We start from the raw sequence: 26,156 nt of genomic DNA, 5'->3' as shown, positions 1-26,156 counted from the left end.
CGGCTCATCCCCAGCCAGAGCAGTGATGCAAGACAGGGGATCAGTCCGCCGGGCCTGCTCCCTTTTTCAGCTATCACTAAAGATGGCCTCGCGAATCTGGCCGCACACGCTGAGGGGCTGCAGCAGACGGTGAGCCGTGTTTGCGGTGGCAGTTCGACAGCTCGATGAAGAGCAGCAGCTGCGGAGTAGGCCGTTGCTAGAAGCCGGACCGGCACCGTCTACCAGCCGGCGTGGTGCTTTGCTGTCCGGCACCGTCTGGGACGACACCCGGACGATCGCCGAGTCCGGCGGAGACCCGGCGGAGATACAAGTCCTGTGATCAGCCACCACGGGCGCAAAAACAGGCACCCCCATCACTGAGGGCGCCTGTGACGTTTACCGCCTGTCAGGATTGGATCGACGCGGGCTCTCGGTCGGCCAGCAACACCGGGTTGACGATCAGCTGTTCTAAGTAGAGATAAAGCAGCTGAGCAGTGGCGCTCACGGAGTCGTTGAGAATCGGGGGGAGGAGCGGCCGGACAGCGGCCTGCCATGTGGCGGGGCTCAATTTCCACGAGGCGTACATGTGCGCCTCTTCGACGGCCGGAAAGTACGTCTGCTTGAACTTTGCCGCAGTCGTCTGAAACATCGCGGTTATGTCATTCACGCTTCCCGGAGTGAAGTCTGTGACGGTCGGTTGCGGCTCCACGGTCGCCTGCACAGACATCGTGTAAACCTCGAAGTCGGTGTGGTAGCCGAACGGGAACGAGGACAGGTACGTGTAGTTCGCGGCGTGCATTGGCTGGGTCAGGTCAGTGAAGTAGTGCAGGGCTAGGCCCAGGGAGTAGCCGGCCTGGTACAGGTCGTCTCCACCCGACCGCAGCAACGTCAGGGAGGTCTGTAAGAAGCCCACTCCATTGCTGAGTGCCGTTGGCGTCGTCTCGCCCATGTAATTCTTGCCGGTGCTCGAGTCGTAGAAGTGGGACTTCCAGGTGGGCTGGCGCAGGAAGTTCGGGTCGTTGTAGGCGGGCAAAAAGTCCGCGTCATAGAGACCCTGGCAGAGGCCCTGCCGGAACGGGCCTGCCTGGTCCTTTCCCGCCATCGGCTGAATCTGCTTCTGCACGAAGTCTTGGAATGCGGGGTTGGTCCAGGTTGCGACCAGCTGCGCGGCGCGGTTCACGAGGTAGAGGTGGGTGCTTTTCGTCTCATCCCACGCGTCTTCCGTGTCCCATTGCAGCAGGCCGGGATTGTCGCTGGGGTTGAGCAGCGGACCAAGTAGCTGCGCCTGTCCGTTGGTATCGATCAGCCAAGCGTTCTCCGGGTCGCGGATGCAGGCGCTCTGTGCGGCGAGGTCGTTGCCGCCCAGCTGGATCCACGTGCTGCCTTCGGCGATGTACTGGAAGACCCTGTTGTCGGTGGTCACACAGACCAGGTCGCCTGCGGCGTTGGTGGCGATCTGGATGATGTCGCTGGCTTCGGGGGAAGCGGCGACGTTCGTCCATGCGTTTGCGGGGCTTTCGCGCTGCAAGACCAACGTCTGAGGGTTGGTGGATGATGCGAGCACGAGCGCCCACTGCAGGTTGGCGCTGCTGACTGCAATCTGATCGAAGACGCCCTGGTTGCCAATCCACTGTTTCGAGGATGCGTCCCAGCGCATCGCCGCGCCGGTGGACTGAATGGCCCAGGTTTCGCCGTCGTCGCCGGTGCTGATCAGGCTGGCCTGCGCATTCGTCGGAACTTTGTTCCGTGTCGGGTACTCGATGTAGGAGATCATCCCGTCGGCGTCGCCATTCTGGTCGATCACCCACAATTGGCCGCTAGGAAAGGCGGTGCTGGGCAACCCTGCGCTGAAATCCTCCACAGGAAACCCCAGGCCCATGTCCACCCATGTGCCTTGCCCGTCACCCTTGAACATCTCTCCGCTGTCCAGCATGGCGAAGGGCTCGTTCCCGACGTCGATGAGGACGAAGGTACCGGGCTGTGAATCCGTGGCCGTCAGTCCGCTCGCCGCCACACTGCAGACGCTGTAGGCGTTGACAGCGTTGACAACCAGATAGCCCACTGCAGTGCCGAACAGCACGAGTTCTGCGATGGCGGCGACGCCGCCCGTGGCGAACCACAAGGTCAGCTGTGCGGTGATCATGACGCCGAACAGTATCCACTGGTACCAGGACATTTCGTGTCTGACCGCGTCAATCATCTTGCTTATCGGCACCGCATCTCCGATAGTGCTGAACAGGCTGAAGATGGCTTTGGCCTGGTTCCAGAGGCCGTTCGCTTCCGAGAGGGCTGCGACTTCGGCCTCCAACGCGACGATGATGGCAGGCGACTCCGCGATGGCCGCATTGACCACATTCCTCCCGGCCGCGACTGTAACGTTGCTGGGCACACCGGCGGCCTGGAATACGACGGCAACAGCGCCTACCGCGACGCCCACCACGGCCGCGGCACACGCGGCGCTGGTCCCGACATTGTCTGGGAGCGGTGTCGACGCTCGGAGAGGCATATTCCAATCGAGCTTGGATTGGCCGTGCGCGAGGTCGAAGAGGTCGGTCAGCGCCTGATCCTCATCGACGGTGTGTCCGGTCAACTCCTCGGCGTGCTGGCTCAGGAATGCCTGCAACTGCGGGCGCATATACGTGTTGAACTGGGTCGGGGTTAGACGGATCAGGGACGCGGGTTGGAGTTCGGATGGTGAAGTCATGAGACACCTTTGGTCATGCCGGCCAAGTCCGCGGTAGGCGGAATTAGGCGGAAACCGCGCTGAGTCGCGATTTATCCAGACTATAGACAAACTACGCCCAAATTGATAGACCAATTGAAAACTGGCATGGAAAGGACGGCCTACTTACTGCCTGCCAATAAAACAACTAAGACAGAACAAAATGAAAATCAGGGCTGAGTGAGACAATGGTAAGTAGCCTTGCTGGCACCTCTGCGTATCAAGTTTGGGCGTATTTAGCAGAAGCAGCCCGGGTTGGGTCGATCTTGACCGCGTCTCAGCTGTTGGCTGCTGGTCATGGAGTGTGCGTTGCTTTGCTTTCACGTCCCCTTCGCCGGGCTTTGCGTAGTGCCGGTCTTGCCGTTCATCGGTGTGCCGGCGGCACAACTTGGAGCACGTCCTGCTGGGTGCAGGTGGCGGCGGTGCGGTGGTGGGTCTGCCAGAGCCAGTCGAGGAACTTGATGGTTTCCGTGATCTCCTGTTTGGCTGCGTGCACCGGGCTTTGGACCGTTTTGTCCGGCGTTGCCATGGCGCGGATGCGTCGGAGGTGGTGCTATTTGGCGAAATGCTCGACGGGTTTGGCAACTTCGGCCGGCAGGGGGCGGAGTTTGTTGTCGATTCAGGCTTCGAAGCGGTTCAGATAGGGGTCCTGGTGGGGGAGGAGTCCGTGATGCTCGAGTAGCGCCCGGAGGTGGTCGGCTGCCCGTCCTGCCGTTTCGCGGTGACTGTCGAGGCCGTCGTGGGTCAGGGGAGTCTGTCTGTGCTGCCCGCAGTCGGGGCAGGTGCCGTGGGTGCGGGTCGCCACGGTGTTGACCGATCGGATCAGAGTGTTCGGAAACGGCCCTGTCACGGTGCGGTTCACCGAATAGGTTCTCAGCTGTGGCAGACGAGCCGGGAAACCTGGGCATCGTGGTGATCCAGGTTTTCTGCCCGTCCCGGGACCGGCGTATGGACGAATTTCGGCGGCGATTGAGCTTTCGCAGCATACGTCTGGTCGGCCTTTTTGCTGAGTGATGTGAGGCCGTTGACCGTGGTGTTGGGTGGGAGGAGACTTTGTTTTGGGGGGGTGCCACTTCGAAGGGAGCCCCAAAATGGCATGGCGTATAGAGGGTACGTATTTTGAGAATTGCAACTGCGATATGGTCTGCCCGTGCGCGACTTCCGGGTTGACCGCACCGGCGGATAACGAACGTTGCCAGGTGGCCCTGGCCTTCCACGTTGACACCGGCGACGTTAATGGTGTCGACGTCGGTGGCCTCACCGTCTGCGTCGTCGCCGACGCACCCGCCCTAATGGGTGGCGGGGGCTGGAAGGTCGGAGTCCTGATGGATGCTGCCGCCTCAGTTGAGCAGGCCGAGTCGCTCGGTGCAGTCTTCGGCGGCCAGATTGGCGGACCGATGGAGGGTCTGGCCGGCTTGATCGGTGAAATGGCTGGCATGGAGTCTCGGGAGATGGCCTACGCCAACGATGGGCGCCGGCATCAGGTCAGGATCGGCAGTGCCGTCGACATGGCGGTCGAGGACTTTGTGTCTCCCATGGACCCTACGGAACGTGGGGTGAAAGTCAGCGGGATCGGATTTCCTGCCGACACCTTGGCAGCCGGCACCGCGAGCACCGGCCGCGTCGACGTATTCGGGATGACCTGGGACAACGCAGGGAAGAACTCCTTCTCGGCCCCGTTCGCCTGGTCGGCTTAGCCACCACGCCACAGGGCTGCAGTTGATCCGGTGCGGGACACTGGCCCGATGCGCTCCCCGAAGGGGACTCCCAGCAACATCCCAGTTGAGGGCAGCGGACGCGTGCCTTCGGTGGCACCGAGACCCGGACTGTCGTGAAGGGCGGCATCGGCTTGGAGGGAAGCAAACCCACCGGTTGCACTACTATTCCACGCGAAGAGGGCACGGGGTCGGCCGATCTCGTCCGCGGAGAAACGGACATCGGCTGGTTCTTCCGCGCAGAAGTCGGCTCCTTTCCGGAAGTATCGGGTGGAGCAGACCGTTGGACGCACCAATGTTTGTCAACCAGCCGAGGGAACCGTATGGGAGGCTTCCGCGGCTTCCATAACGCAGTAAAGGTGCCAGGCAAGCCTGCGATTGGGGCTCCGGCGGACGTCCCGATGGGTCTTACCTTGAAGGGTTCGGCGGGCTTCGTAGGCCCGGGTTTCTGCGTGGCATCTGATGCGCCCACGCAGTGGCGTCTGTGTGAAGGGATACTCTTATGTTGGCCGGATCACCTCTGTGACTCCATGGGCCAAGGCAATGATGACTGAACAGGGGAGACAACAGCAGTGGCCGGCACCTTTGAAATCATCCAAGAGGGAGAGGGGTCATTCCATTTCCGGTTGACCTCAGGAGATGGAACAGTCGTGGCCGTCTCACCTCGGTTCACGACCATTAGGGAAGTCGTGGGCGGCATCGAGGCTATGCGTGAAAACGCGGCGGCGGGGTTTGTTGTGGATCATCGTTCATCCTGTGCCGCTGATCCCGGCCAGGCCTGCTCAGCGTGAGGCCAGTTGCTCGACGAGTCACCGTTTTCGATATAGCCTGACGGAAGCCTCGGCCGAAACGCGGCCCGAGACAATCCAGCCGGTGGCCGTGCTGCGCTTGATGCAACGACTTGGGGGAGTCAATGACAGTTCAACCTGTCACCGAAAAACCGGAGTCGCCGGTTCAGCTCCGGACTCCTGAGACGACGCGGTCTATGCTCGCGCCGGATCGCCTTGCTGCCGGGATCTGCCCAGACTTCTTTATCGACCGCGTGAGTCCTGGAGTAACCCTGATCGTCCTGCGGCCCAACGCCCTCATCACCGATGATGACTGCGTACGGACACGTGCGGAACTGCTGGCGCTCACAGGAGGAAGGCCCGGAGCAGTGCTTCTGCAGATCACCGGCGTCCACTTCGTCAGTCGTGCAGCATCGGCCTCTTTAGTGAAGCCGTCGCGGTCACGGCGTTCGCGTCCTGGGCGGTACCCCGGCCGACCGCGTCAGCGCCCATACCCTTCTGCGACTGGCGCCGCCCAAATGCCCCATCAAATACTTCACGGACGCAGAAGTAGCCGCCATCTGGCTCCGAACTACCGGGTGACCCTCGACAAACTCCGTGACTTGGATTGGACGTCGGATGCCGGCACCCGGCCGATGTAGAGGACACCGCCGACCCCAGACAGGCACGATCATCCAAGACCGACCGAGCCAGGCTCATGACCGGCAGCGGGCCATATCGCTTGCCGCCTGTCGATCCGGCACCGTAGGTTTGGGACAGCGGACAAGGCCTTCGCGGCCGTGGGGCCCTGACGTCCGGCAGCAACAGAGTGTGACGAGGGAAGAAGGCATGGCAACGGGAACAGTGAAATGGTTCAACTCCGAAAAGGGCTTCGGATTCATCGCCAATGATGACGGCTCCGCCGACGTATTCGCCCACTATTCGGCAATTGCCAGTAGCGGGTACCGGTCGCTGGAAGAGAACCAGAAAGTCCAGTTCGATCTGGCTCAGGGCCCGAAGGGCCCGCAGGCGGAGAACATTCACCTGCTCTAAGACATCTTGGTCGGCGACCGAAGGGCATCAGACGGCACCGTGCGGCTGATGCCCTTCGTCCACCGATTCGCAGATCCTTCAGATGAGGCGATGCGAGGCCGCCTGGTGCGCGCGTCACAGTTCATGTTTAGTCTGGGTGGGCCCGCAGCGTCGCGGCGTCCCATGGAGCGGTGTCCCGCTGCCCGGATCCGACGCGTAGCTCAGCACCACTCCGTTGTCGACCTGCGTCCTTGCTAAGTCGAGACTTCACACCAGCTACGGTTCCAACGGGATGACCTGCTATTCGGGTTTTCGTTAATCCAGCGGAAGCGTGATGGTCACCCGTGTACCGGTGCCGTGGCCGGAGTCAATGACGATCGTGCCGCCGGCTTCGTGCACGGCGAAGGTCATGAGGCGCACACCGAATCCGTGTTGCCTTCCGGTGAGGGACTGGCCATCGAAGCCGACCCCGTTGTCCCGGATGTCCAGGCGGATGCCGTGATAGACGGCGGCCAGCCGGATGGTCAATTGGGTGGCATGAGCGTATTTGAACGCGTTGCTGAGTGTTTCCTGTGCGGCGTGGTAAAGCAGAGCAGCACATGCTGCCGGTATTTCGATGCCGTGGTGCGGTGTTTCCCACCGGACAGAGATTCCTCCCTGGCGCAGGGGAGTGGTCAGCCTGTCAATGCAACCGGCGAGTCCCAGGGTGTGGAAGTCAACATGAGTGCCATTAGTGATGACGCCAACTTCATCCAGAGTTGATGTTTGATTCATGACTCTCCCCGCTTCCGAACAGCCTCTTGTTGTTCCTCCGCCACCCGGAATAGGCCCGATCCGGCGTGCTATTGGTTTAAGAGTGCCCAGCCGAAATCAAGGATTCCGAAGGGTATCCACAGCTCGGGTGCAGGGTTGGGGCGGGATTCGGCAAGTGTGACCCCGAAGCCCCTCAGCGCGGCAGATGTTGAGCCTCATGTTCGGCTTTGCCGTGCGCGGGGCTGCGGTGTTAAGGTCCCATCCGACTGAGGGGGAAACATCGTGACAGCGAGCTAAAAGTGCTGGTCAGGTGACCTTAACGGCGCGCCGACCGAAGTTCCTGTAAAGGGCCGCCCGACAGTGGGGAGCGTCAGCGGGCCTGATGCCGCGAGGCTGGCGTTCGAGATCGACAGGCGCGGCTCCGGCATCGAACCGGAGGCGCTGTAGCAGCTTCGCGACTGCGCAGGCTCCCACGACGGCATAGCGCGGCCGGTAAGCGGCCTCGTTAGGAAACGGAGTACGTCAGAGTTGCGGTATAGGCGTCCGCCACGGCGTCGTTCGGCACCTGAACCGTGAGGTCTGCCTCCCAGGTCGCCGTGTTGTTGCCGACAACGCACGTGGCGGTCTGAATGATCCTGGGCGTGGTCGGATTGGTTGCCGTGGATTCCGTCATGGCTACGGTGCCGGTTGTGGTGGCCGCCGCCGGGGTGTACGTGGCTCCCGCGGCGGAAAGGTGGGCTCCCGTCGTATCACCCGTAAAGTCCGTGATGAGTACTGAGGCACTCCAACCGGCAGTCCCGGCACGGTTATCGGTAACCGTGATGCCATGAAGAGTGGTGCCGGCGGCGTTGCCCGGATGGACCACACCAAGAGAGACCGAAGGGGGAGGAGCGGAAGTGAAGCCAAGCCAGCCTGATGAAACCGTGACAGTGGCTATGTTGTCTGCCGCGGAAGCCGGCAGTGCCATCCCGCCGGCCATGACAACTGAGCAGATCAGGGCAAGTCCCGCGCGGTTCAACCTGGTGGCCGGACCGGCCGAGCGCACGGAGCCAGCAAGTGTTTCCATTGGTGCCCCCAATATATGGTGAGACCAGGGCTGGCAGCGCCAGTCCGAGTGCTTCACAGATTTCCATCTGCGGACTCAGAGGGTGAGACCTACGGAGACCGATGACCTCAGGCTGTCATGCGGGAATTTGCCGCAACAACACTCGCCGGTACCCGTCTTTCACGGAAAATGTTCCCCTTGGATACTTGGGTTGCGGCCAGGTACCTGCCCCCGCTCGCCCGCTGCACGATGCAGGTCGAACCCGTGGGGAGTCCGGAACCGGCATCTGACAGATGCAGGGTTGGTCCGGTGCGGATCCCGCTCGGTGGGAGAGGTTGCCGCTGCGGGCGAGCATTCAGCACTCTCCAGGTCGCACGTCCGCCCCGGTGCAGTTACCACCGAACGCCACTTCGGCTTTGGTCTGACGGTCCCGACAACGGGCCGGGACGGCGATTAGTACGATGACTTCCTACATCGTGCCGCTCGCCGTCTCGGCTGGGTTGCCTTTGGGAACCAGCGCATCGCGGCGCACTAAAAACGCAGGATTGGCACAGGATCCCGTATCTGGCTGCATCTTTCACCCAGTTTTCTCCATAGTATGGATGAATTCCGGAGTGGTGCTGTTAGCTTGGAAGGACCGGGGGGAAACCTGTTGCGGATGCGTCACTTCGTGAACGGGGGTGCATGTGCAGTGGGTTGTTCTGCCGGGATTTTCCGTGAATCATTCCGCTCCAAGCAAAGGTCTCAACCCATGCGCAGCATTTCCCGTGTATCACTCGTCATCGCCGCCTCCGCCGCACTGGTCGGCTCACTCGCTCTTCCGGCTTCCGCCGCCGATACGACCGCAACGGTCGAAGTTCCCGCTGGCCTGCTGACCATCTCCGCCCCGGCGAACGCTGACCTGGGCACCGTCGCGCCGGGCAGCCTCATTACAGCGGCCGTTGGCAACGTGGCCGTATCGGACTTGCGTGCCGGCGAGGAAGGCTGGAACGCCCAGGTCAGCATGACCGATTTTGTTGGTACCAATACTGCAACCGTCATCCCGGCCGCTTCCGCTACGTACACGCCCGCTGCGGCCGTTGAGACCGGAACCTCCACCGTTGCACCGACCCCCCAGACGGGCCTTGCCACCGCCAAGACAGTCCAGGCCGCGACCGGTGTCGTCGGCAACAACACCGCCGCCTGGGACGCGGACCTGAGCTTCACGGCGCCGACGGATGCGCTGGCTGATACTTACACGGCGACGCTGACCCACTCGGCCCTCTAAGCCCGACGCAAGTAAACCGGTCCGGGGCGCCTGGCATGCGGCGGGCACCCCGGACCGGATCTGCCGCACCACTCACAGTTTCCGACTTAACCGAGGTCCCGTTTTGCGTTTCCTGATGACAGTGTTTGTGATGATCCTTTTCGCCCTCTCCCAGACGGCTCCCGCCACTGCGGGCGTGGTCGCGATTCCGGGCGAGACCACGGCGCCGGCGGTACCTGCCGGTATTGGTATCCGGCTGCTGGATATTCCTACGAGCACCAAGGACGATCCTCGGGCGCGGACCTACATCATTGACCGGCTCGCCCCGGGCAGCGAGATCAGGCGGCGTGTCCAAGTGGAGAACCACACCGGGTCCGCACAGACCGTCCGGCTCTACTCCGGGGCGGCACACATTGACGGCGGATCTTTCATCGGCGAAGACGCCGCGTCCAGGAACGACCTGAGCACCTGGACCACCGTCGCGCAACCACAGATCGACCTCGCTTCGGGTTCCTCCGCTGAGGTCCTCGTGACGATCAAGGTCCCCTCCGATGCCGCGGAAGGGGAACAGTACGGTGCCGTCTGGGCCGAAGTCCGCAGCGCGGCCGACAAAGGTGCCGTTGTCCAGGCCAACAGGGTCGGCATCCGCGTTTATCTCTCCGTTGGGCCGGGCAACGGCAAACCGGCCGACTTCACGATCACCTCCCTGACCCCGGCGCGTGACTCCGCGGGGAACCCCCAGCTCAGCGCTCTCGTCACCAACACTGGCGGCCGCGCCCTCGATGCCTCCGGTGAACTCAGTCTTTCGGCTGGCCCGGGCGGTCTCTCCGCCGGGCCCTTCGCGGTCCGGCAAGCCGTCACCATAGCGCCCGGCAAAACCCAGAACGTCACCTTCACGCTGCCACGGGAGCTTCCCAACGGCCCCTGGACGGCCCTGATCCGGCTCAAGAGCGGCCTGCTGGAACGCCAGGCGTCTGCTCCGGTCACTTTCCCTGATGCGGGTCCCGGGGAGGCAGTCGCCCCGGTTCCGGCGGACGGCAACGAGTGGCATCCCATGATTACGGTTGCGGCGGCCGCGGTCCTGGTCGTCCTTGCCGTTCTCACCATCGCGTTGCTGGCACGGCGCAGGCGCAGGCTTCGCCTGGCCGCCGCGGCGCCGGCTGCCGGCACCCGCCGTGCCCACCGTCAAGGCACCGGTGTCACACGGTAGGGGAGTCCGCCGCTCCTGGTCGCGGGCAGGGGCTCTCCGCGTGCCGGGCATCGAGTCCCGGAATGTCCTCGGCGACGCCGGGCCCGGGCTGCCAGAATACCTGCCTGCCTGTCAGCAGCCTGCCGGCAACGCCTTCCACGGGTCGTCAGGTCACCACGTGCTCGTTTGTCTTTTTACGGTTCAGGTGGCGTTCGCCTTGGCGGCCGCGGTCGGCCTGATAATAATCCCCTCTGCTCTGTTCCATCATCCTGCGCTTCAGATTCTTGCCGGGTACCTTGCCCTGATACTGGTCGCCGCCACCGTCCATGGAACCCTGCGCTACCTCCGGCGACACCGCCGGGACAGGATGCGCGGCCAGGTCGCTGCCGACCTGATTGACACCGTCCTGTCCACCAGCCGCGAATGGCTGTGGATGCTGGATGAGAAAGGGCAGTTCACGTTCTCCAGCCGCACCAGCGCGACGCTGCTCGGCTATGAGCCGGGCGAGCTTGTCGGTAATCCGGTCGGCATGGTGATCGAGGTGAAGGACCTCGCCCGCGCCCGGCAGTCAGTTCTGGCATCGCCGGACCAGAACCGGCCCGGCTGGGCTGGGGTCATCGTCCGCTGCCGGCACCGTGACGGCAGCCCCGTCTGGGTGGAAGTGACCGGCAGGACCCGCCGCAACGCCGACGGCACACCCGCCGGGTTCGAAGGGACAAGCCGGCGACTCGCACCCCGGACCGCAGAGGAGGCCGCCACCACACACAGCAGGGAGCTCATCCGGGACATCATCAGCGGGAAGAGGCTGCTCACGGCGTTCCAGCCGATCCACGACCTGGCCGCGGGGCGCGTCATCGGCGTCGAAGCACTGTCGCGGTTCGTCAGCGACGACGGCGTCGGTGCGGACTACTGGTTTGGGGAGGCCTCCGCCGTCGGGCTGGGAACGGAGCTGGAGTTCGCGGCCCTGGACACTGCCCTCACCGCAGCGGAAGAGCTGCCTCCCAGCCTGTATGTTGCCCTGAACATCTCGCCGGACGCCTGCCTGGACCCGCGCCTCCCGGCGCTCCTGGAGGGCGCGCAGATCCGCTTGGACCGGATCATCCTGGAACTGACCGAACGCCTGCCCGTTGAAGAATACGGTCCACTGGCAGCGGCTTTGGCGCCCCTGCGCCTGCGTGGCCTTCGCATCGCCGTGGACGACGCAGGATCCGGTTTCGCTTCCATGCGCCATATCCTGCATCTGCGGCCGGACATCATCAAACTGGACCGGAGCCTCATCGCCGGAATCCGTGACCACACCGGCCAGTACGCCCTGGGCGCTGCCATGGTCGAATTCGCCAAACAGATCAGCGCCACACTCGTGGCCGAAGGCATCGAAACATCCGCCGAACTCTCCGCTGTCACCGGACTCGGAATGACCGCGGGACAGGGCTACCTCCTCGGCAGACCCTCCATCCAGCCCAGGGACTGGGCAACCTGGGTGCACGAAAACAGGCCGGCCGGCCCTGGCCGTTTGCCTTGGCCTAGTAGCGATTGTTAATGCCTGTCGAGGAAACGACAACGTGTCTTACCGTGACCCCGACCTCGTCTTCCCTGCGCCCGGGACAGACGGTTCGCCGGCCGCCTATCCAATACAGAGAGGGTCCACGACGCTGTCTGCCGTCCCGCGATTGCGGCACGGTCAAGGAAGCCACAGGCTTTCCGCAAGATCCGCCGGCGACCGGCCAATTCACCTAACTGGGAAGTAGCGTTGAGGAATGTCCATCTCAGTCCCTCGCGTCGACAGCGCGAAACGTGCCCCAGAGAACGTATCCTCCAGCGCCCCCGCGGCCCCGGCCCTGAGGGGCGGGGACGCGGAATTGCCTTTGCTGGATCCAGCTGTCCTCCGGGAACTGGAGGATCAGCTGGGTGGCCCGGACATCGCAGTCGGTTTTGCCCGGGATTACGCCACTCTGTGGGGCCAGCGGCAGGGTCACCTCGTTGCCGCAGTTGAGCGTCAGGACCGCGAGCGGGCACTTGATGCGGTGATCAGCCTGAAAGTCTCCTCGGCCATGGTGGGAGGACTGCGAATGGCACTGCTCGCGGAGGCGGTCGAGGCTTTCATCCGCAGCGGTGACTTTCCGGGCGGACGGGCGCTGGAGATGCTCGCGCACCACGGCGGTGCCACCGTGAACGAACTGCAGGTCAGCTACATCACGAAGGGCCGGTAGCGGCCAGGCTGACCGGCCGGTCCGCGTGAGACTTACGACGGCCCGTCGGGCCGGTCCGATCGTTCCGGCGCCAGCCTGTAGCCCACGCCGCGGACGGTCTGTAGCCATCGTGGCGATTCGGCGTTGTCCCCGAGTTTGCGGCGCAGGTTCCCGATATGGACCTCGACCGCCCGCTCATCGGATTCACTGATATAGGTCGCATCGCGGGAGTACTCGCCCCGGACGACCCGGACCAGCTCGGTCCTTGACCGGACCGCTCCGGCTGCACGCATTAGATGGTGAAGGAGGTCGAACTCGCTGCGCGTTAGCTCAACGGGATTCCCGCCAAGGGCGGCCGTCCGGCTCTTGCGGTTCAATGCCAGACCGTTATGCCGGAGCACGAACTCCGCCCCTTGGGTCTCAGACGCTGAAGGTTTGGGTTCAGCCGGAGGTGGCTGGCCGCCGCTGCTCTTCTGTCGGGGCCGGCGCATCATGGCCGATATCCGGGCCCGCAGCTCCAGCGGCCGGAACGGTTTGGTGATGTAGTCGTCGGCTCCGCCATGAAGGGCGGTCAGCATGTCGGGTTCTTCGGTTCTGCCCGTGAGCATGACGACATACGCATTGCTGAATTCACGGATTCGGCGCAGGACTTCGAAACCGTCAATGTCCGGAAGACCGATGTCCAGGATCACGACGTTGGCCAGTTTATCCCGTACGACTTCCGCGCCCTCCCGGCCGCCGGAGGCGGTATGGACTTCAAAGCCTGCCTGAAGAAGCACAGCCTGCAGGAGGTTACGCATGTCGGCGTCATCCTCGATTACTACAGCCACGCCTAAATCGCTCATGGCCCCCCTCCATTTTGACTGAACATCCACGTCAGCCCAGCACCGATGCGGTATTCACGCCACCGTTTCCAAGCTACAAGGAACGGTGTCTTTTGCATAACTTGGATCATTTGTGAAATCGGCCGCTGTCAATTCACAGGAAAGTCCCTGAATTTATGGGTTGCGTCGAAGATCGCCCTTTATGCCTTTCCCCGCGAAAGGGACGAGTGGCCCGCGCCCGGGCGTGGCGTTTACCGTCAAATAGGCAATTACGGCTCCACTCATGGGTCAGGCGGGCAGCTGAAAAGGTACAAGCAGGAAGCCTCAAGGCTTCAGGTCTGGATCCGTCGTCAGGGCGGCCGTTTGCTGGCGGTCATGGACCATAGCGGGCTCCACCTTCGAATATGGAGCGAATCTTGAGCTTCTCAACAGGCAATCTTGAGCTTGACTGTGTAAAGCGTCCTGCTTCCGGTTACGATCAGCGCGTTGTCCTATTGAAAGGGTCCCTGTGGATTTCCTCCGCTACGTCACCGCTGTCGCCGTCTTCCTGGCCGTATCACTTGTCCTGGTGGTCTGCGCCCATATGGTTCTGCGGCGACATACGATGCGGAAGGCCAAGGCCCCGTCCGGCAGTGAGGAATAGCGAACCGCCGTGCCGTACATTGACATCAATCCGCACCGCAAGGGCCCGAAATGGCGGGCATACGTTCTGCTGGCGGTCCTGGCCGCAGTCACCATCGTCGTTGTCGCCGCCGCATTGTCCGGCCCCTAAGAGTTCGGGCAACCGGCGGCAACCCGACGCTGGCCTGGCTCTGATGCCGTCGGCACTAGCTGGAAATCTCTGCCGACCAGTCTCTAATGTCGTCGGCGCTGAATCTGACACCGGGAAGGGCCCGGCGGAGTTTTTCGCTGAGGTCCGCTTCCACGGCAAACAGAGGACGCGCCCGCGACGTTGAACCGGCCTCGGCCAGAGCCGCCTCAAGCCGTCCGAGGAGCGAAGCGAGCATGCCGTTCACATCCGCGGGTGGATGGCCGTCAGAAAATCGTTGCCGGGACATTACTCGATCCCGGGCACCGTCATGCCGGAGGCAGAACTTGCCAGCCACGTCATCGCCTCAGCACGCGAGGTAAAGAAACGGGCGGGCCACGGCGGGCTGCACCGGCCCAGGAAGAAGGTCGCGATCGCCCAGTCAACCGGCGATGACCCCAGCAACGCCACTCGCGTCACAAGGCAGCGGCGCGCAAAGACCTTGCGCGCTTTGCAGCTCAACCACGCGGTCGCTGCCATATCGACCAGCATCGGGTGGCCGTGCCCCTGACAGAGGCGGCTTACCGCTCCCATCGCGGCCAAGGCGTCCCTCTCCTCAATAACTGCCCCGCGGACCCATCGCAAAAACAGCACGCCGTCACGCAATTCAACGGCGGCTTTCGCCGCGTCACTTACGTTCCGGATCATTTGCTGAACCTATCGCATTTAAACGGCAGGCTACCAATTTTTCCGGACATCCTGTCCGGACCTTCGGCCGGAGGAATCTTCTGGGTTCCGGCACGGACAACCGGCCCAAAACCCTGCACTAAACCGCAGGAGAAAAGGTTGCCACGAGTTTCGATTACGCACCCTTCGACGGCGTGAGTCTGGCGTCTCCTACCGCGGCCCATGCCCCGGCCCGGGTCCGATAGCGGGTGTGGAATCCTTGGGTGATGATGGCATTGAGTTGGCAACTGATGGCGACCGGTGTCTTCGGAAAGGGTGGCAGGTCGGTGAGTCCTGAGGGGGAGATCTGGCGTACTGACCTCGCGACACTGCGCGATGTCGTCCTGGACCGGGAATCCATGACGGCACGACTGGGGGAGTACCCGAGCCTGGAACGGGTGTGGGCGCTGTCCCTGCTGGACCGCGGACAGCAGGCCGTTGCCGAAGGCCGGGCACTGCTGGCCAATTCGACGGACAGGTTCCGGCCCCTACTCGTACTGGCGCACGCCTACCAACGCCAGTACCGGTGGCACGAGGCCGCACGGCTGCAGGAAGAAGCCCTCCGCCTGGCCCGCTCCCCGGCCAGGGAAGCGCTCGTCAGGTATGAGATCGGCAGGCGCCTCTTTGATGAAGCCCTGTACCGGGACGCGGCAGCCGAACTGGAATGGGCCTATGACCTTTACCGCACCGCCGGCCGTGAACGCCTCGCCAGAGTCTGCCATCAGGCCCTACAACGCGCCCGGGAAGTTCTCCTCACAAACGGCATCGCTGACCACCGGCCCGTCTGATCAAAGTGGCTGAGGCCTTCGGGACCGAGTCGGTTCCGGCCGCACGGTTCGGCGGCACAGTCCCGGTGTGCTCTGCGGAGTCTGGATACCGAGCCACAGATTCGCCCGGCGCGGCGGGAAGCCCTGGCGCTTCCGCCCTCCCTAAACGGGGGCGGGCGGAAGCGGCACGGGCTCGCTCCGGCGGCTTGAGACCGACCCTTGCCGGCGGTTAGTCCGGCAGGGCCCCGCTACCGGGGCAAATTCCCCCCGCACCGTCGTTCGCGATGGTGCCCCCGTGTGCGGCGGAGCCTTAGACTCCCCCCAATACATGCGAGTGAGGGCCCGGCATGACTATTGTGCTCCCGGACACCCCCCCTTGTATGAATGCGTGCAAATGTTTCCGGAGAAAAATGCTGTCACAGGGCGTTGGCGCAGTTTCGCGCTCGACGATCCTAGCCGCCACTGTCCTTGCGGTTGGAGTCCGCGACCTCTTTCTCCGGGGGCGCGTCCTGGGCAGCCGCGGCCTTGCCTGGCTCCTGCCGGTGGCGTGTGACCTGGTCAATGGTGACTGAGCTGAAGTAGAAGGCTACGACGACAGCAGTGATGGAGGTGAAGCTCGTCAGAAGCTCGGACGTTACTTTGTTGATCGACTCGGTTGCCTGGTTCACCGAGCCGTCCGTCACCGGGCTTGTTGTGCTTGCGCCGCTGCTGAAGAAGACGGCCCAGGAGAGCAGAACCAGATACAGCACGATGACCGTCGCGGCGATGGCGTCCCTCATCGCGATGGCCCCGGGTTCGTCTCTGACGGTCCGCTCGTAGGACCAGATCCCGTAGAACGTGAAGACTACTAGCGACCCCAGACCCAAAACATAGCCCAGGTCCCGGAATCCCGGGAGGTGGTTCCACGACCACAGTTCTATGAGCGGGGCACCGATAACCACCAGGGCATCGGGTAAAAGAACCCGTAACCAAACCCGTTGCCTCCGCGTTCGAACCGGGGCCACGTTCGCCGCCATCTCACCCTCCGTCCGGAGCCGGAAGCCAACCCGTGCGCCGGGGCAGCGTAACGGCTCACCCGGCCCGTTACGCCAAGTTTTCGCGCAGCGAAATTCCGTGTCAAGACCCGGCGGGGATATGGAAACCAGCTGCGGCAGGGTCAAGCTGCTGCCGTGAGGCGCCGACGGTTTTGGGGGGCGGGACCATAGGCGGTAGTTTGTTCAAGGCATCTCCGCATTCCCCCCCGTTTGCGGAGCCGCTGACCGTAGGAAGAGCCCCCGCGCTTGAGTCGTCCCCCCGACTCGTGTGGGGGCTCTTCTGCTGTCTACACCGGAGGTGCCGTCCTCTGCGTGAGCCAACGCAGCTGGCTGCCCGATAAAAGTCCTTCGCAGAGCTGGCCGGGCGACCTTCCTCCTAGACCTAGACGGGCATGCAGAACACCAGAGACACGAAGGATGCCCCAGCCGTACGGGCGGTGTACAAGTCAGCGAAGCCGCCCCACTTGAACGGTGTGCGGCGCTTTCGTCAGTCCGATCGATCCCTGCCCAATGACGCGCGGCGGTACCAATCAATGGCCGGCTTCATACCTTTCCTGCTGTTGGGACAATTCCGGTTACTGCAGTGCGACGGGATTTCGTCCTGCTGCCCTCTTGCGCCCGGCCCGCTATCTTTCAACCGAACCAAAACCACGGCTGATCCACACGCAGCACAGACCAAAAAAGACCGCATGCTTAACTGAACCCCGTCTCGGTCATGACACCGGCTCGGCGGATGAAGACGATCTTGCTGTGGAATTCGAGTACGCCATCATGGCCCCTGTCCCTCATGCATCCCCCTTAACTGGCCTGCGATCAGAATAACGCGTCGGGGCCGAGCACAGGCTCTGAGGCAACCGTGCGCGAGCCCGCTGGCCCTGTGGCCTTCCAGCCAAGGACATTTCCCCTGGCCACTGCGACTGGCCAACCGCCGCTATCTGGCGGCATAACACTCACCGGCAGTAAGTGGAGGAAATCATGAATTCGGCAATCGGCAGTCAAGAGTGGTCTGGCCGAGCCAGCCGCGGCAACCTGTTTAGCCAGGAAACTTGCAAGGAAACTGCGGATAGCTGCAGGAATTCTTGACGCTAAGGGGCCAGTCTTGATCGAAGCGCACAGATCCTGCCGAATCAGGTAGGCGGACACTCAACAGGGATTGCAGGGAAGCAGGGGAAGCCATGGGTCAAGGACCAGCTCTGGACGAACGCACCGCCGGCCGCGTCATCACGGATGACCAAGTTACTGACTTCCACGCCTTGGGACTCGCAGACTGCATCGATGAACTGACCATTCCCCTGCGCCAGAGCGGGGTCAGCGTGCAGTGGGAGACCCCGCCGCATGGAGTCGAACTATCGGCGGCCCGCGCTGCGCTGCTGTACCAGGCTGCGCAGGAAACACTCAACTGCGCATTCAAATACTCTCAGGCCACCGAGCTGACGCTCCGGCTGACAGCCGACGGCCACGGTGTCCGGCTGACCATCGCAGACAACGGCGTCGGCTCCCAGAGACAACTCCTTGGCGGCCGGGATCACGGGTACGGCGTGTGCCTGATGACCTTGGCCGTGCACGAAGCCGGCGGTACCATCTCTATCGATTCCGTACTCGACAAAGGCACTCTGGTGTCCATCACCCTTCCCCTGGACTAGCGACGGAATCCGATGGGCTCCTCAGGGCCGACCAGTCATTGGGTGGGAGCAGGAACTATTGCCGGCCGTTTCGGGCCGACACGCGGCGCCAGTGCCAAGTGCGGCGCGCGTCGACGAAACGGTGGATCCCTGCCCGGAGCTGTCGGGGCAGAGCCCGCCCGCAGGGCGGGCTTCGATCGTTCCAGCCGGGTGGGCCGGATCCGAGACGGTTCCTCAGGTGAAGGGTTTAGGACCGGTTCCCGGCGCGACAGCACTCACGGCACGACAGCTTCGAGAGCCATCATCGCAAGCCCTCCAGCGAGTCACCGTTAGGCCAACATTGCAGTGGCCCGCGGGTTATGGTCGTGGTTCGGCGTGGGCCGTGGCTGTGGGCGGTCCTTGCCACATCTTTAATGAACGCGGCAGGCTCTTGGCTCGTTCTGATTCCAAGGACAGAACAGATGCCGGTGATGGCGGTTCCTTCCAGAACTGAACCAGGCGCCATTCGACGGGTGATTCCACGACATCGTCAAAGGCTGGTCCCGGTCGGTGGCGTGGAGCCGCGCACGGTAGCCGCCGTTGTCTTCGCCCGTGATGCCGCCGACGCCCTTCATCTCCCAGCCTGGGTGAGTGTTGAAGTACGCCCACCCCTCCGGGAGCATCCACGAGGTCTGTGACTTCGAGGCTCCAGGTGCCGGCGTCGACCGGCGGTACCCTGAAGTGGTTGCGCACGTAGAAGTGTGCATTGGGGCATCAAGTCACGGCCGACGAGCGTCGGGACAAAGGTCTCGCAGTTGAGCGGGTCCGCGCGGGAAGGCATGCGACAGGCTAGCAGGAGCAGGCTGGTTCAGGGTCATGTCAGTGTCCGGTCTCATGCGCGATCACACCGGCTGCGGGACGATCCGAATGTCCGGCCTTGGCTCCTTCCAGTCGCCAAAGATCTCGCGGGCCTCGCTGTTCGGGACGGAGCCGGCGATGATGACGTCCTCGCCTTGCTTTCCAGTTGACCGGCGTCGAAACCCGGTGCTTCGCAGTGAGCTGAAGCGAGTCGACGACGCGAAGCACTTCGTCGAAGTTTCGTCCGGTCGTCATGGGGTAGACGAGGATCAGCTTGATCTTCCTGTCCGGCCCAAATGACGAACACGTTGCGGTCTGGTTGTCCGCGGGCGTGCGGCTCTTGGCGTCCCCGTACGTGGCTGCCGGGAGCATGCCGTAAAGCTTTGCCACGGTGTAGTCGTCGTCGCCGATCACGGGGTAACCGCCAAAAAGTATTGCTGCCGGTGGGATCGTTGACGAAGGAGTGCCTGAGCCCGAGTAGCTCGTGCACAGGCACTCCCTTGTGGCATGATCAGTCCAGCAAGACCGCTATGAAGATGGCGACTGTAGGCGGGTGTGAACCGTTCGGTCAACCGAACGAAGGACCCCGCATGGCCTGTCAGAAACACCCGTACCCGAACCCAGCCCTGGCCTTGCGTGCTCTGGAAGCGATCCGCGCCAGCGGCAAGCCTGGCAAGCAGCCGGTGCGCGTTTACCCCTGCGAGCACTGCCACCTTTGGCATCTAACCTCCAAGAAGCTCACCGGGAAGATGCCCCGGTGGGAGCGGAAGCTTTCGTTGACGGGTCGTTGATGAATCGGCCCTGCCGGGGCAGCGAAGGCGGCGATCCATGAACTGATGGATTTCGCCTGGAATCTTGTCTATGACCTGCTCGAGGAGCGGGGGCTGCTCGGGGAACGGTTTGTTCGTCGAGGAGTACACCGGGATCCAGTCCTTGGCGCCGACAACCCGAAGGGCTTTTTCAACATCCCCGGATAGGCGCAGCAGGTCTAGGCCTTACTGGTTCCCTCTTCTCCTGGTGCTTGCGGGCCATGATTGCCGTTTCCCCTGGGCGGTGCCGAGGCCATCATTAGAGGTACAGAGCACTGCGTTTTGAATCGGAGGCTGCCATGATCCAGGCCCTGCTGTGCAAGCTGAATATTCGGCACGATTGGCATGTCGAACATGCTGAAGACGGGGGCCTATATAAGCGCTGCCGCAGATGTGGCAAGGACGACGATAGCGGCGGCGGAGGAACAGGAGGCAACTTCAGCGCGTGGATAGGGCCGACGGCGGGAGGGTGATGTCGCTTAGCCGACCTTCTGGATTCTCGACAAGGAGAAGGCGCGGCCCAGCATATGCCCCTAGGTCACTCGCCCAGGTCAAAATCCAGGCCCAGGTCTTCGAAAGCGTGCAGTTCCCGCCATGTAGAGGTCACCCTGGCGGTGGGCAGGGCGGCTGCGGTCGGCATCCTGTCGACGGCCACGAGCTGGTCGAGGTCTAGGCCGGTGAGGGCGGCAATGTCCCTGATGGGTAATCTGGCAGTTGCGGCGGTCGTCTACCAACCAGGCACCCAGACAATTCCTTGCATGTTACAGATAGGTGGTGCCGATGTCCCACCAGTATCTGTCGAAAGGATGCGCATGCTTTTCCGCAGCTGTTGGGTCGATGGCTCCAGATGAGGGAGGACCGAAACAATGGGCCATCGCTTGCCGCACACTTACTCTGAGGTGCGCCATGCACCGGTAGGGAGCATGGGTTCCCAACGTAAGCATTCACGCTCGAAGTTCTACATAACAGCGCTAATTTCAGAGCTCGGCGGCATCCTGATGTCAGCATGCTCGATGACGGCCACGACGGCACCCTAGGCTTCCCCCACGTTGTCCAGAGCGCGTCGCCGGGCATCTTGAGGCGCTCCAAGGCGCTGGTGAATCTCGCCGCGGATCAAAGCAACTACCGATATGACGACAGCGGCGACCGCAACCCAGAACTCAGCATTCATGAGGCGACTGTAATGTACGGAGGCTTAGGGGCCGTGGATCCGCCGGGGAACCCGTCCAAGAGTTCAGTGCCCGAGTATCTTTCGAGGGGGTGGAGGGGCCGGTGTTCGTGCGTCAGTGCTTAGTCGGCTGGATGGACACCTGGTCCCGGAATGGCGGAATCAACCACGAGAATACCCATTGGCTTTCTGCCCCGGGTCCGTCCTGACCGCCAGCCCGGGAGCCGGGTATCCAGGGCAGCCGCTTTGGCGGGATCCAACTCGGCTCGGCGGGCCTTGTATCGCTGGGTGTGAAGCCATACACCGAGGTCATGCTCTGGACCTTCGACAGCGGACTTGTGCCGGGGCCAGTCGAGTCCGGATCCCCGGTACTCCACCAGTGCAGTAAGGCGTTCCTACCATCTGGCCTGGTCGCCGCTAACGCGGGGGAGGCCCTGCCAGCCGGGCAGGACACCGAGTCCTTCCCGGAACGCCGACGGTAGAGTCCCTTCCCTGGCTTCTCTTGCGTCGTCGGTTCAACCAGGCGGCCAGCGCCCGCTCATCCCGGTTGACGGATTTCGTTGAGGGATACCTGCCGCTCGCCTGGACCGTGGCGATCAGCTGGGCCTTCCGTTCCATGCCCTGGCCGGTTACCTGCCGGCGTTTCTTGCGCGCTGCTTCTTCATGCTCGGCCTGCAGCCCGGGTTGAAGTTTCCTGGCCACAGTCAAGTGGTAGCCGACGGTCCGTAGCGGTGCGCCGGTCAGTTCGGCAATTTTCCCGCGGCTCAGCCCCCGCCGGTACATCAGAACCCATTCCGGCTCCGGAGCCGCGTTCCAGCGCTTAGTCGCCATCGGATAATCCTGCCACGGTCTTCAAGCGAGCTTCCATCTGAAGAAGCGACCAGCTGTCCATTCAGTACGTGCGGCTGAAGGTCGTGTCCGGAGCATCAGGTAGGGGCGAACACTGTCCTCCACCTACGATTGGTCCATGGCCGACACGACTTCAAACCACCGCTTCCTGACTATTGAACAGGTCGGCCTGGAACTGAACGTTGGGGAGCCCCTCGTGAGAGGGATGCTAAAGTCGGGCGAGCTCCGTGGAATTCGGGGCTAGGGGCGCCTGGCGGATAGGGGCCAACGACGTCGAGGACTTCATCGCTGAGGCGTACAGGAAGACCGCGGAACGCATCACCGCCGGCGAGCTGCACGATACAGCCTTGGGGAGCGACGAATGAAACAGCTTTATGCGACCCAGGCCGGTCTCGATCCTTGTATCCAGCAAAACGGAAGTAGCCCTTCGAGAGGAATCCGGCCGTGAGCCATTCGCTGGACCGAACTTTGCCGCTCTCTGTGCAGGATCACCCAAAGCTGTTCAGGGTTATCTCTGAAGGCATCTTGGGCGATGAAACTGATGCTATTGAGCTGAAGAGCGAGTGGGACCTGTCGGATAAGAAGAAGATCGGGGCCATTGCCAGACTCATCCTTGGCTTCGCCAACAGGGATCCGGCTGTAGCCGGAAAATATTTCGGAGGCGCTTATCTTGTTCTCGGGATCGACACTCATCGCGCTGAAGGGGTTAAAAAGGCCGACGGCGCAACAGTAAGCATGCAGATTCAATCGTATCTGGGAACGCGTGGACCTCAGATCGTTCTGGACTACGGCCGTTTCAATGAAATCGATATTGCGGTTATAACGATGCTTCCGGTGCCCCGGGCGGCACATATCTATGCACTCGAGAAGGAGTTCACTTACTTCAGCGGGTCCAAAGAAGGCCTGTGGCGAAATGGCACGATTTTTGTCCGCTCAGGGACGAGTACGGAAGTGGCGACCGCAGAAGACATTAGACGATTGGAGCGTCGCCTGATTGGGGGCCTCCAAAAGCTGAGGCCGCAAGTAGACATCGAGTGGAACAGGAGCTCCATGCTCTTCTGGCTCGATGGATCAGACGCGGAAGAGTGGCTTGAAGAACACCGGAACTATCTGTTTTCCCAGCAGGAACCAGAACCACCGGCTCCCTCGGGGCCGTTTGATTTTGGTCAAAACATGCTCATGTCATTGACGCCGGGCAAGCAGACCCTTAGTGACTATAAGAGGGACCTAAACAAATACATCGAGCAATGCCGGGCCGCCATACCTGTCTGGCTGTGCCACGTCTGGCATTCCACTCGGGAGGGTCAGAGCGATCTGCGAATTACCAACGCAACCGATGAGGCGATGCTTTCAGTTCGCCTGACCCTTCAGATATCCGCTGATGTGAAAGTAGTGACAGACGACCCCGATCCTGACTGGCCAAAGCAGCCCCTCCCTGTTGGGCGGGACAAACCTTCCGGCCTCTATTCATCGCTCACCCATCCTGGCTTCAAACCAGGATGGGTGCACAGTCCACTGCGTCCCACTGTGGAAAGGACGTCGGGCTCGGTGAAAGTCGTGTTTGATCTAGGAGACATCGCTGCAGAGGAATCCGTCACAACTTGGCCGATCAGTCTCCTGAGCCGAGCAAGTGAATTGCCGGGCACCGTTCTAGCGACCTGGTCAATCACCGCTAACAATCGCCGTGGAACGGACAAGGGGATTCTTTCCATGGTTCGTACGGAGAGAGTCTCAGTGAAAAACGTCCTATCTAAGACGGTTCCTCAGAAGGGCTAGCTTGATTGAGTCGCCTGGCCCCGTTCTTCACAGCAGGTAAGACGATGCACGATCGGTCGTTAGTCTGACGGCCGCTGGTTGGTTGAGCGGGCACGGTGCGCCCTGGGTCCATGCCGACCCACCTCGTTCTTCAACGTTCGTCAGTCACCTCCTCTCAGATGATCTCTCGGAAGGTCATTATCGTCCTCCGGTCAAGCTCGGCACGGTCGACTTGATCCCGTGCCAGGGGCCGATTGAATGCCGAGAACCTTGTCTGAACAGGGGAGACACGGGCCTGAACTGACCCACCTCCTGTTTCAACATTCACTGGGGCAAATTGCAGCCTTATCCTGGGGGCACTGCTATTGGCGGCCCGAACTGTTCGCCTGCCCCGGGCGCCCGCTGCAGCGGCCTCACTCGCGGGGCTGGCACTGTTCGTGATGATGGTCGGCCCCGACGCCAGCGTCCTCCGGGCCGCGCTCATGGGAGCGATCGGGCTGTTATCCCTGTCCGGAGGCCGTACCGGGCGCGGACTCAGCTTCCTCTCCCTTGCGGTGATCGGACTGCTCATGGCGGATCCCGCACTCGGGACCAGCTTCAGTTTCCTCCTGTCCGTGCTGGCAACGCTGGGCATCGTGGTGGCCGGCCGGCGGATGATGGAGTGGCTTCCGCCCCTCGTTCCGCGCTGGCTGGCCGCCGGACTCGCAGTTCCCCTTTCGGCCCAGCTGTTCTGCGGGCCGGTGATTGTCCTGCTGCAGCCCCAGTTTTCGTCCTTCGCCCTGCTGGCCAACATGGTGGCGGCGCCGCTCGTGGCGCCGGTAACCATCCTGGGCACTGCAGCCGTCCCGTTGGTGCCGCTGGCCCCGTGGGCAGCTGTCGTTCCCATGGCGGTGGCGGGGGCCTGCGCCTCCGCTGTGGCGGGCGTTGCCAGGTTCTTCTCTGCCCTGCCCGGCGCGGCCCTGCCGTGGCCGGAAGGACCGTTCGGCGCGGCGACGATGGTGGTGCTGTCGGCCTGCACCCTGCTTGCAATGTGGCTTATTCTGCACCCGCGGGCCGTGCGGGCACTGGTCCTGGCGGCGCATCGAAGGACCGTGGATCTGCTGGAGCTCTGGCCACGGTTTACTGGCTTGGATGAGCGCCGCCGCCGTGGGAGTCTTAGAGGTAATAATCCAATTTCCGGGAGGAACCAAGAGTGGCCGCTGCGCAAAAAGCCCGATCCAAGCCGGCGCCGTCAGCGACGGCCACCTGGCGCGATGTGACCCCGGCCCGTGTCGTGCTCATCGGCGGGCCCGAAGAATACCTCGGCATCCGTGCCATGGACCGCGTCCGGTCACAGGTCCGCGCAGCCGAACCGGATGTGGAAATCACCAGGCTCAACGCCGGCAGCTACGAATCCGGGTCGCTCGCCATGAATGTCAGCCCGTCCCTGTTCGGGGAATCGAAGCTCATCGAAGTCGAATCCGCAGAAGCCATGAATGACGCTTTCCTGGCAGACGCCCTCAAATACCTGGCCAACCCCGAACCGGACGCTGTCCTGGTGGTCCGTCACGGCGGCGGCGTCCGGGGCAAGAAGCTGCTTGATGCCATCAAATCCGCTGGTTGGCCCGTGGTCGATTGCCAGCCCCTCAAAAAGGACGCAGACAAGTCGGCGTTCGTTGCAGCGGAGTTCAAGGCCGCCTCGCGGCGGATCGAGCCGGAGGCCGTCCACGCCCTGGTCAATGCGGTGGGCGCCAGTCTTTCGGAACTCGCCGCCGCCTGCAGCCAGCTCATCGCGGACGCAGCCACGGCCGTGGATACGGACATGGTGGACCGGTATTACGGCGGCCGGATCGAGGCAACGGCGTTCAAAGTCGCTGATGCCGCGTTGGCCGGCAACGGCCCACTCGCACTTTCCACCCTTCGCCACGCCCTCGCCACGGGAGCGGACCCCGTGCCGCTGGTGGCCGCACTGGCCGCCAAACTTCGGACTGTCGCCAAAGTGGCCGGGGCGCAAGGCTCTTCGGCCCAGATCGCGCGGCAGCTCGGCATGCAGCCGTGGTTGGTGGAACAGGCGCAGCGTGACGTCCGGCGCTGGACGCCCGAGGGCCTGGTCCGCTCCATCCAGGTGACAGCGGAGGCGGACGCCCAGGTCAAGGGCCTCTCCCGCGATCCCGTGTACGCCGTGGAGCACGCCGTCACCGTCATCGCAACGTCGGTCCGCCGAGGCTAGGCCGAAGGGCGGCCTCGCCGCAGCCCCTCGCCGCAGCCCGTTCGCCGCAGCCCGTTCGCCGCAGCCCGTTCGCCGCAGCCCTACCGCGGAACCGGCGCCGAGTGGCGTAGGCAGCTGTTAAATGGATGTGGCCGGCACCCCGAGGGGTGCCGGCCACGATCATCAGTTCAG

The 26,156-nt window shown here is 62.9% G+C and carries 23 protein-coding genes; 13 read left to right on the top strand and 10 right to left on the bottom strand.

What is annotated here, in order from left to right:
- Positions 1-385 precede the first annotated feature (385 nt).
- Together AC1DRE_RS01615 and AC1DRE_RS01610 are read right to left on the bottom strand one after the other, a co-directional pair.
- Positions 386-2,602, bottom strand: a complete 2,217-nt coding sequence (locus AC1DRE_RS01615; RefSeq protein WP_476983047.1) for a hypothetical protein — start codon at positions 2,600-2,602, stop codon at positions 386-388.
- 463 nt (positions 2,603-3,065) lie between these two features.
- Entirely contained in the window at positions 3,066-3,230 is a 165-nt protein-coding gene (locus tag AC1DRE_RS01610; RefSeq protein WP_476983046.1) for a hypothetical protein, read from the bottom strand.
- Between the two features lie 562 nt (positions 3,231-3,792).
- Here AC1DRE_RS01610 and AC1DRE_RS01605 point away from each other — a divergent pair.
- The 3 genes from AC1DRE_RS01605 (at position 3,793) to AC1DRE_RS01595 (ending at position 6,236) form a co-directional block, all read left to right on the top strand.
- Entirely contained in the window at positions 3,793-4,398 is a 606-nt protein-coding gene (locus AC1DRE_RS01605; RefSeq protein WP_476983045.1) for a DUF1326 domain-containing protein, read from the top strand.
- A gap of 590 nt (positions 4,399-4,988) precedes the next feature.
- Entirely contained in the window at positions 4,989-5,207 is a 219-nt protein-coding gene (locus AC1DRE_RS01600; RefSeq protein ID WP_476983044.1) for a YegP family protein, read from the top strand.
- Positions 5,208-6,032: 825 nt separating this feature from the next.
- Positions 6,033-6,236 (top strand): cold-shock protein, encoded by a 204-nt coding sequence (locus tag AC1DRE_RS01595; RefSeq protein ID WP_476983043.1) that lies wholly within the window; start codon positions 6,033-6,035, stop codon positions 6,234-6,236.
- A gap of 294 nt (positions 6,237-6,530) precedes the next feature.
- Here the strand turns inward: AC1DRE_RS01595 and AC1DRE_RS01590 are convergent, their stop codons facing one another.
- Complete coding sequence (locus AC1DRE_RS01590; protein WP_476983042.1) at positions 6,531-6,989, bottom strand: sensor histidine kinase; 459 nt, start codon at positions 6,987-6,989, stop codon at positions 6,531-6,533.
- 484 nt (positions 6,990-7,473) lie between these two features.
- Complete coding sequence (locus AC1DRE_RS01585) at positions 7,474-8,034, bottom strand: WxL domain-containing protein (RefSeq protein WP_476983041.1); 561 nt, start codon at positions 8,032-8,034, stop codon at positions 7,474-7,476.
- A 730-nt stretch (positions 8,035-8,764) separates the two neighbouring features.
- Between AC1DRE_RS01585 and AC1DRE_RS01580 the strand changes: the two genes are divergently transcribed.
- From AC1DRE_RS01580 to AC1DRE_RS01565, 4 genes are all read left to right on the top strand, one after another.
- Complete coding sequence (locus AC1DRE_RS01580) at positions 8,765-9,280, top strand: WxL domain-containing protein (protein WP_476983040.1); 516 nt, start codon at positions 8,765-8,767, stop codon at positions 9,278-9,280.
- A gap of 115 nt (positions 9,281-9,395) precedes the next feature.
- The gene (locus tag AC1DRE_RS01575) at positions 9,396-10,469 is read left to right on the top strand and encodes a hypothetical protein (protein ID WP_476983039.1); all 1,074 of its coding nucleotides are present in this window, start codon (positions 9,396-9,398) and stop codon (positions 10,467-10,469) included.
- A gap of 40 nt (positions 10,470-10,509) precedes the next feature.
- Positions 10,510-11,988: a sensor domain-containing phosphodiesterase gene (locus AC1DRE_RS01570; protein WP_476983038.1), complete on the top strand. Its 1,479-nt coding sequence runs from the start codon at positions 10,510-10,512 to the stop codon at positions 11,986-11,988.
- A 217-nt stretch (positions 11,989-12,205) separates the two neighbouring features.
- Complete coding sequence (locus AC1DRE_RS01565) at positions 12,206-12,658, top strand: Hpt domain-containing protein (RefSeq protein WP_476983037.1); 453 nt, start codon at positions 12,206-12,208, stop codon at positions 12,656-12,658.
- A 32-nt stretch (positions 12,659-12,690) separates the two neighbouring features.
- Here AC1DRE_RS01565 and AC1DRE_RS01560 read toward each other — a convergent pair whose 3' ends face one another.
- From AC1DRE_RS01560 to AC1DRE_RS01550, 3 genes are all read right to left on the bottom strand, one after another.
- Entirely contained in the window at positions 12,691-13,482 is a 792-nt protein-coding gene (locus tag AC1DRE_RS01560; protein WP_476983036.1) for a response regulator transcription factor, read from the bottom strand.
- An 806-nt stretch (positions 13,483-14,288) separates the two neighbouring features.
- A complete protein-coding gene (locus AC1DRE_RS01555; protein WP_476983035.1) occupies positions 14,289-14,468 on the bottom strand; it encodes a hypothetical protein in 180 nt (59 codons plus the stop codon).
- Between the two features lie 50 nt (positions 14,469-14,518).
- On the bottom strand, positions 14,519-14,917 hold the full coding sequence (locus AC1DRE_RS01550; protein WP_476983034.1) for a DUF7793 family protein: 399 nt from the start codon (positions 14,915-14,917) through the stop codon (positions 14,519-14,521).
- A gap of 245 nt (positions 14,918-15,162) precedes the next feature.
- On the opposite strand from AC1DRE_RS01550, the gene AC1DRE_RS01545 reads away from it, so the two are divergent.
- Positions 15,163-15,723, top strand: a complete 561-nt coding sequence (locus tag AC1DRE_RS01545) for a hypothetical protein (protein WP_476983033.1) — start codon at positions 15,163-15,165, stop codon at positions 15,721-15,723.
- A gap of 431 nt (positions 15,724-16,154) precedes the next feature.
- Here the strand turns inward: AC1DRE_RS01545 and AC1DRE_RS01540 are convergent, their stop codons facing one another.
- Positions 16,155-16,643, bottom strand: coding sequence for a hypothetical protein (locus AC1DRE_RS01540; protein ID WP_476983032.1), 489 nt, complete (start codon positions 16,641-16,643; stop codon positions 16,155-16,157).
- Between the two features lie 1,268 nt (positions 16,644-17,911).
- On the opposite strand from AC1DRE_RS01540, the gene AC1DRE_RS01535 reads away from it, so the two are divergent.
- Positions 17,912-18,379 (top strand): sensor histidine kinase, encoded by a 468-nt coding sequence (locus AC1DRE_RS01535; protein WP_476983031.1) that lies wholly within the window; start codon positions 17,912-17,914, stop codon positions 18,377-18,379.
- An 837-nt stretch (positions 18,380-19,216) separates the two neighbouring features.
- Here the strand turns inward: AC1DRE_RS01535 and AC1DRE_RS01530 are convergent.
- Positions 19,217-19,609, bottom strand: a complete 393-nt coding sequence (locus AC1DRE_RS01530) for a thioredoxin domain-containing protein (RefSeq protein WP_476983030.1) — start codon at positions 19,607-19,609, stop codon at positions 19,217-19,219.
- Between the two features lie 1,980 nt (positions 19,610-21,589).
- Positions 21,590-22,003 carry a hypothetical protein gene (locus AC1DRE_RS01525; protein ID WP_476983029.1) on the bottom strand — a complete coding sequence of 138 codons (414 nt, stop codon included), beginning with the start codon at positions 22,001-22,003 and terminating at the stop codon, positions 21,590-21,592.
- A gap of 245 nt (positions 22,004-22,248) precedes the next feature.
- Between AC1DRE_RS01525 and AC1DRE_RS01520 the strand changes: the two genes are divergently transcribed.
- The 4 genes from AC1DRE_RS01520 (at position 22,249) to holA (ending at position 25,985) form a co-directional block, all read left to right on the top strand.
- On the top strand, positions 22,249-22,386 hold the full coding sequence (locus tag AC1DRE_RS01520; protein WP_476983028.1) for a hypothetical protein: 138 nt from the start codon (positions 22,249-22,251) through the stop codon (positions 22,384-22,386).
- Positions 22,387-22,465: 79 nt separating this feature from the next.
- The gene (locus AC1DRE_RS01515; protein WP_476983027.1) at positions 22,466-23,797 is read left to right on the top strand and encodes an ATP-binding protein; all 1,332 of its coding nucleotides are present in this window, start codon (positions 22,466-22,468) and stop codon (positions 23,795-23,797) included.
- Between the two features lie 344 nt (positions 23,798-24,141).
- A complete protein-coding gene (locus tag AC1DRE_RS01510) occupies positions 24,142-25,035 on the top strand; it encodes a ComEC/Rec2 family competence protein (RefSeq protein ID WP_476983026.1) in 894 nt (297 codons plus the stop codon).
- Entirely contained in the window at positions 24,969-25,985 is a 1,017-nt protein-coding gene (holA, locus tag AC1DRE_RS01505) for a DNA polymerase III subunit delta (protein ID WP_476983025.1), read from the top strand. Before AC1DRE_RS01510 ends, holA begins: the two co-directional genes overlap by 67 nt.
- Positions 25,986-26,156 lie beyond the last annotated feature (171 nt).

Source organism: Arthrobacter sp. P4_H3 (assembly GCF_056400885.1).
This window is presented reverse-complemented; position numbering and strand designations above follow the sequence as displayed.

Coding starts and splice junctions, on each gene's coding strand:
- AC1DRE_RS01590 (WP_476983042.1), bottom strand. CDS start 6,989: ATGAATCAAACATCAACTCTGGATGAAGTTGGCGTCATCACTAATGGC.
- AC1DRE_RS01595 (WP_476983043.1), top strand. CDS start 6,033: ATGGCAACGGGAACAGTGAAATGGTTCAACTCCGAAAAGGGCTTCGGA.
- AC1DRE_RS01555 (WP_476983035.1), bottom strand. CDS start 14,468: ATGCTCGCTTCGCTCCTCGGACGGCTTGAGGCGGCTCTGGCCGAGGCC.
- AC1DRE_RS01525 (WP_476983029.1), bottom strand. CDS start 22,003: ATGGCGACTAAGCGCTGGAACGCGGCTCCGGAGCCGGAATGGGTTCTG.
- AC1DRE_RS01565 (WP_476983037.1), top strand. CDS start 12,206: ATGTCCATCTCAGTCCCTCGCGTCGACAGCGCGAAACGTGCCCCAGAG.
- AC1DRE_RS01585 (WP_476983041.1), bottom strand. CDS start 8,034: ATGGAAACACTTGCTGGCTCCGTGCGCTCGGCCGGTCCGGCCACCAGG.
- AC1DRE_RS01560 (WP_476983036.1), bottom strand. CDS start 13,482: ATGAGCGATTTAGGCGTGGCTGTAGTAATCGAGGATGACGCCGACATG.
- AC1DRE_RS01605 (WP_476983045.1), top strand. CDS start 3,793: ATGGCATGGCGTATAGAGGGTACGTATTTTGAGAATTGCAACTGCGAT.
- AC1DRE_RS01580 (WP_476983040.1), top strand. CDS start 8,765: ATGCGCAGCATTTCCCGTGTATCACTCGTCATCGCCGCCTCCGCCGCA.
- AC1DRE_RS01545 (WP_476983033.1), top strand. CDS start 15,163: ATGATGGCATTGAGTTGGCAACTGATGGCGACCGGTGTCTTCGGAAAG.
- AC1DRE_RS01550 (WP_476983034.1), bottom strand. CDS start 14,917: ATGATCCGGAACGTAAGTGACGCGGCGAAAGCCGCCGTTGAATTGCGT.
- AC1DRE_RS01535 (WP_476983031.1), top strand. CDS start 17,912: ATGGGTCAAGGACCAGCTCTGGACGAACGCACCGCCGGCCGCGTCATC.
- AC1DRE_RS01575 (WP_476983039.1), top strand. CDS start 9,396: ATGACAGTGTTTGTGATGATCCTTTTCGCCCTCTCCCAGACGGCTCCC.
- AC1DRE_RS01610 (WP_476983046.1), bottom strand. CDS start 3,230: ATGGCAACGCCGGACAAAACGGTCCAAAGCCCGGTGCACGCAGCCAAA.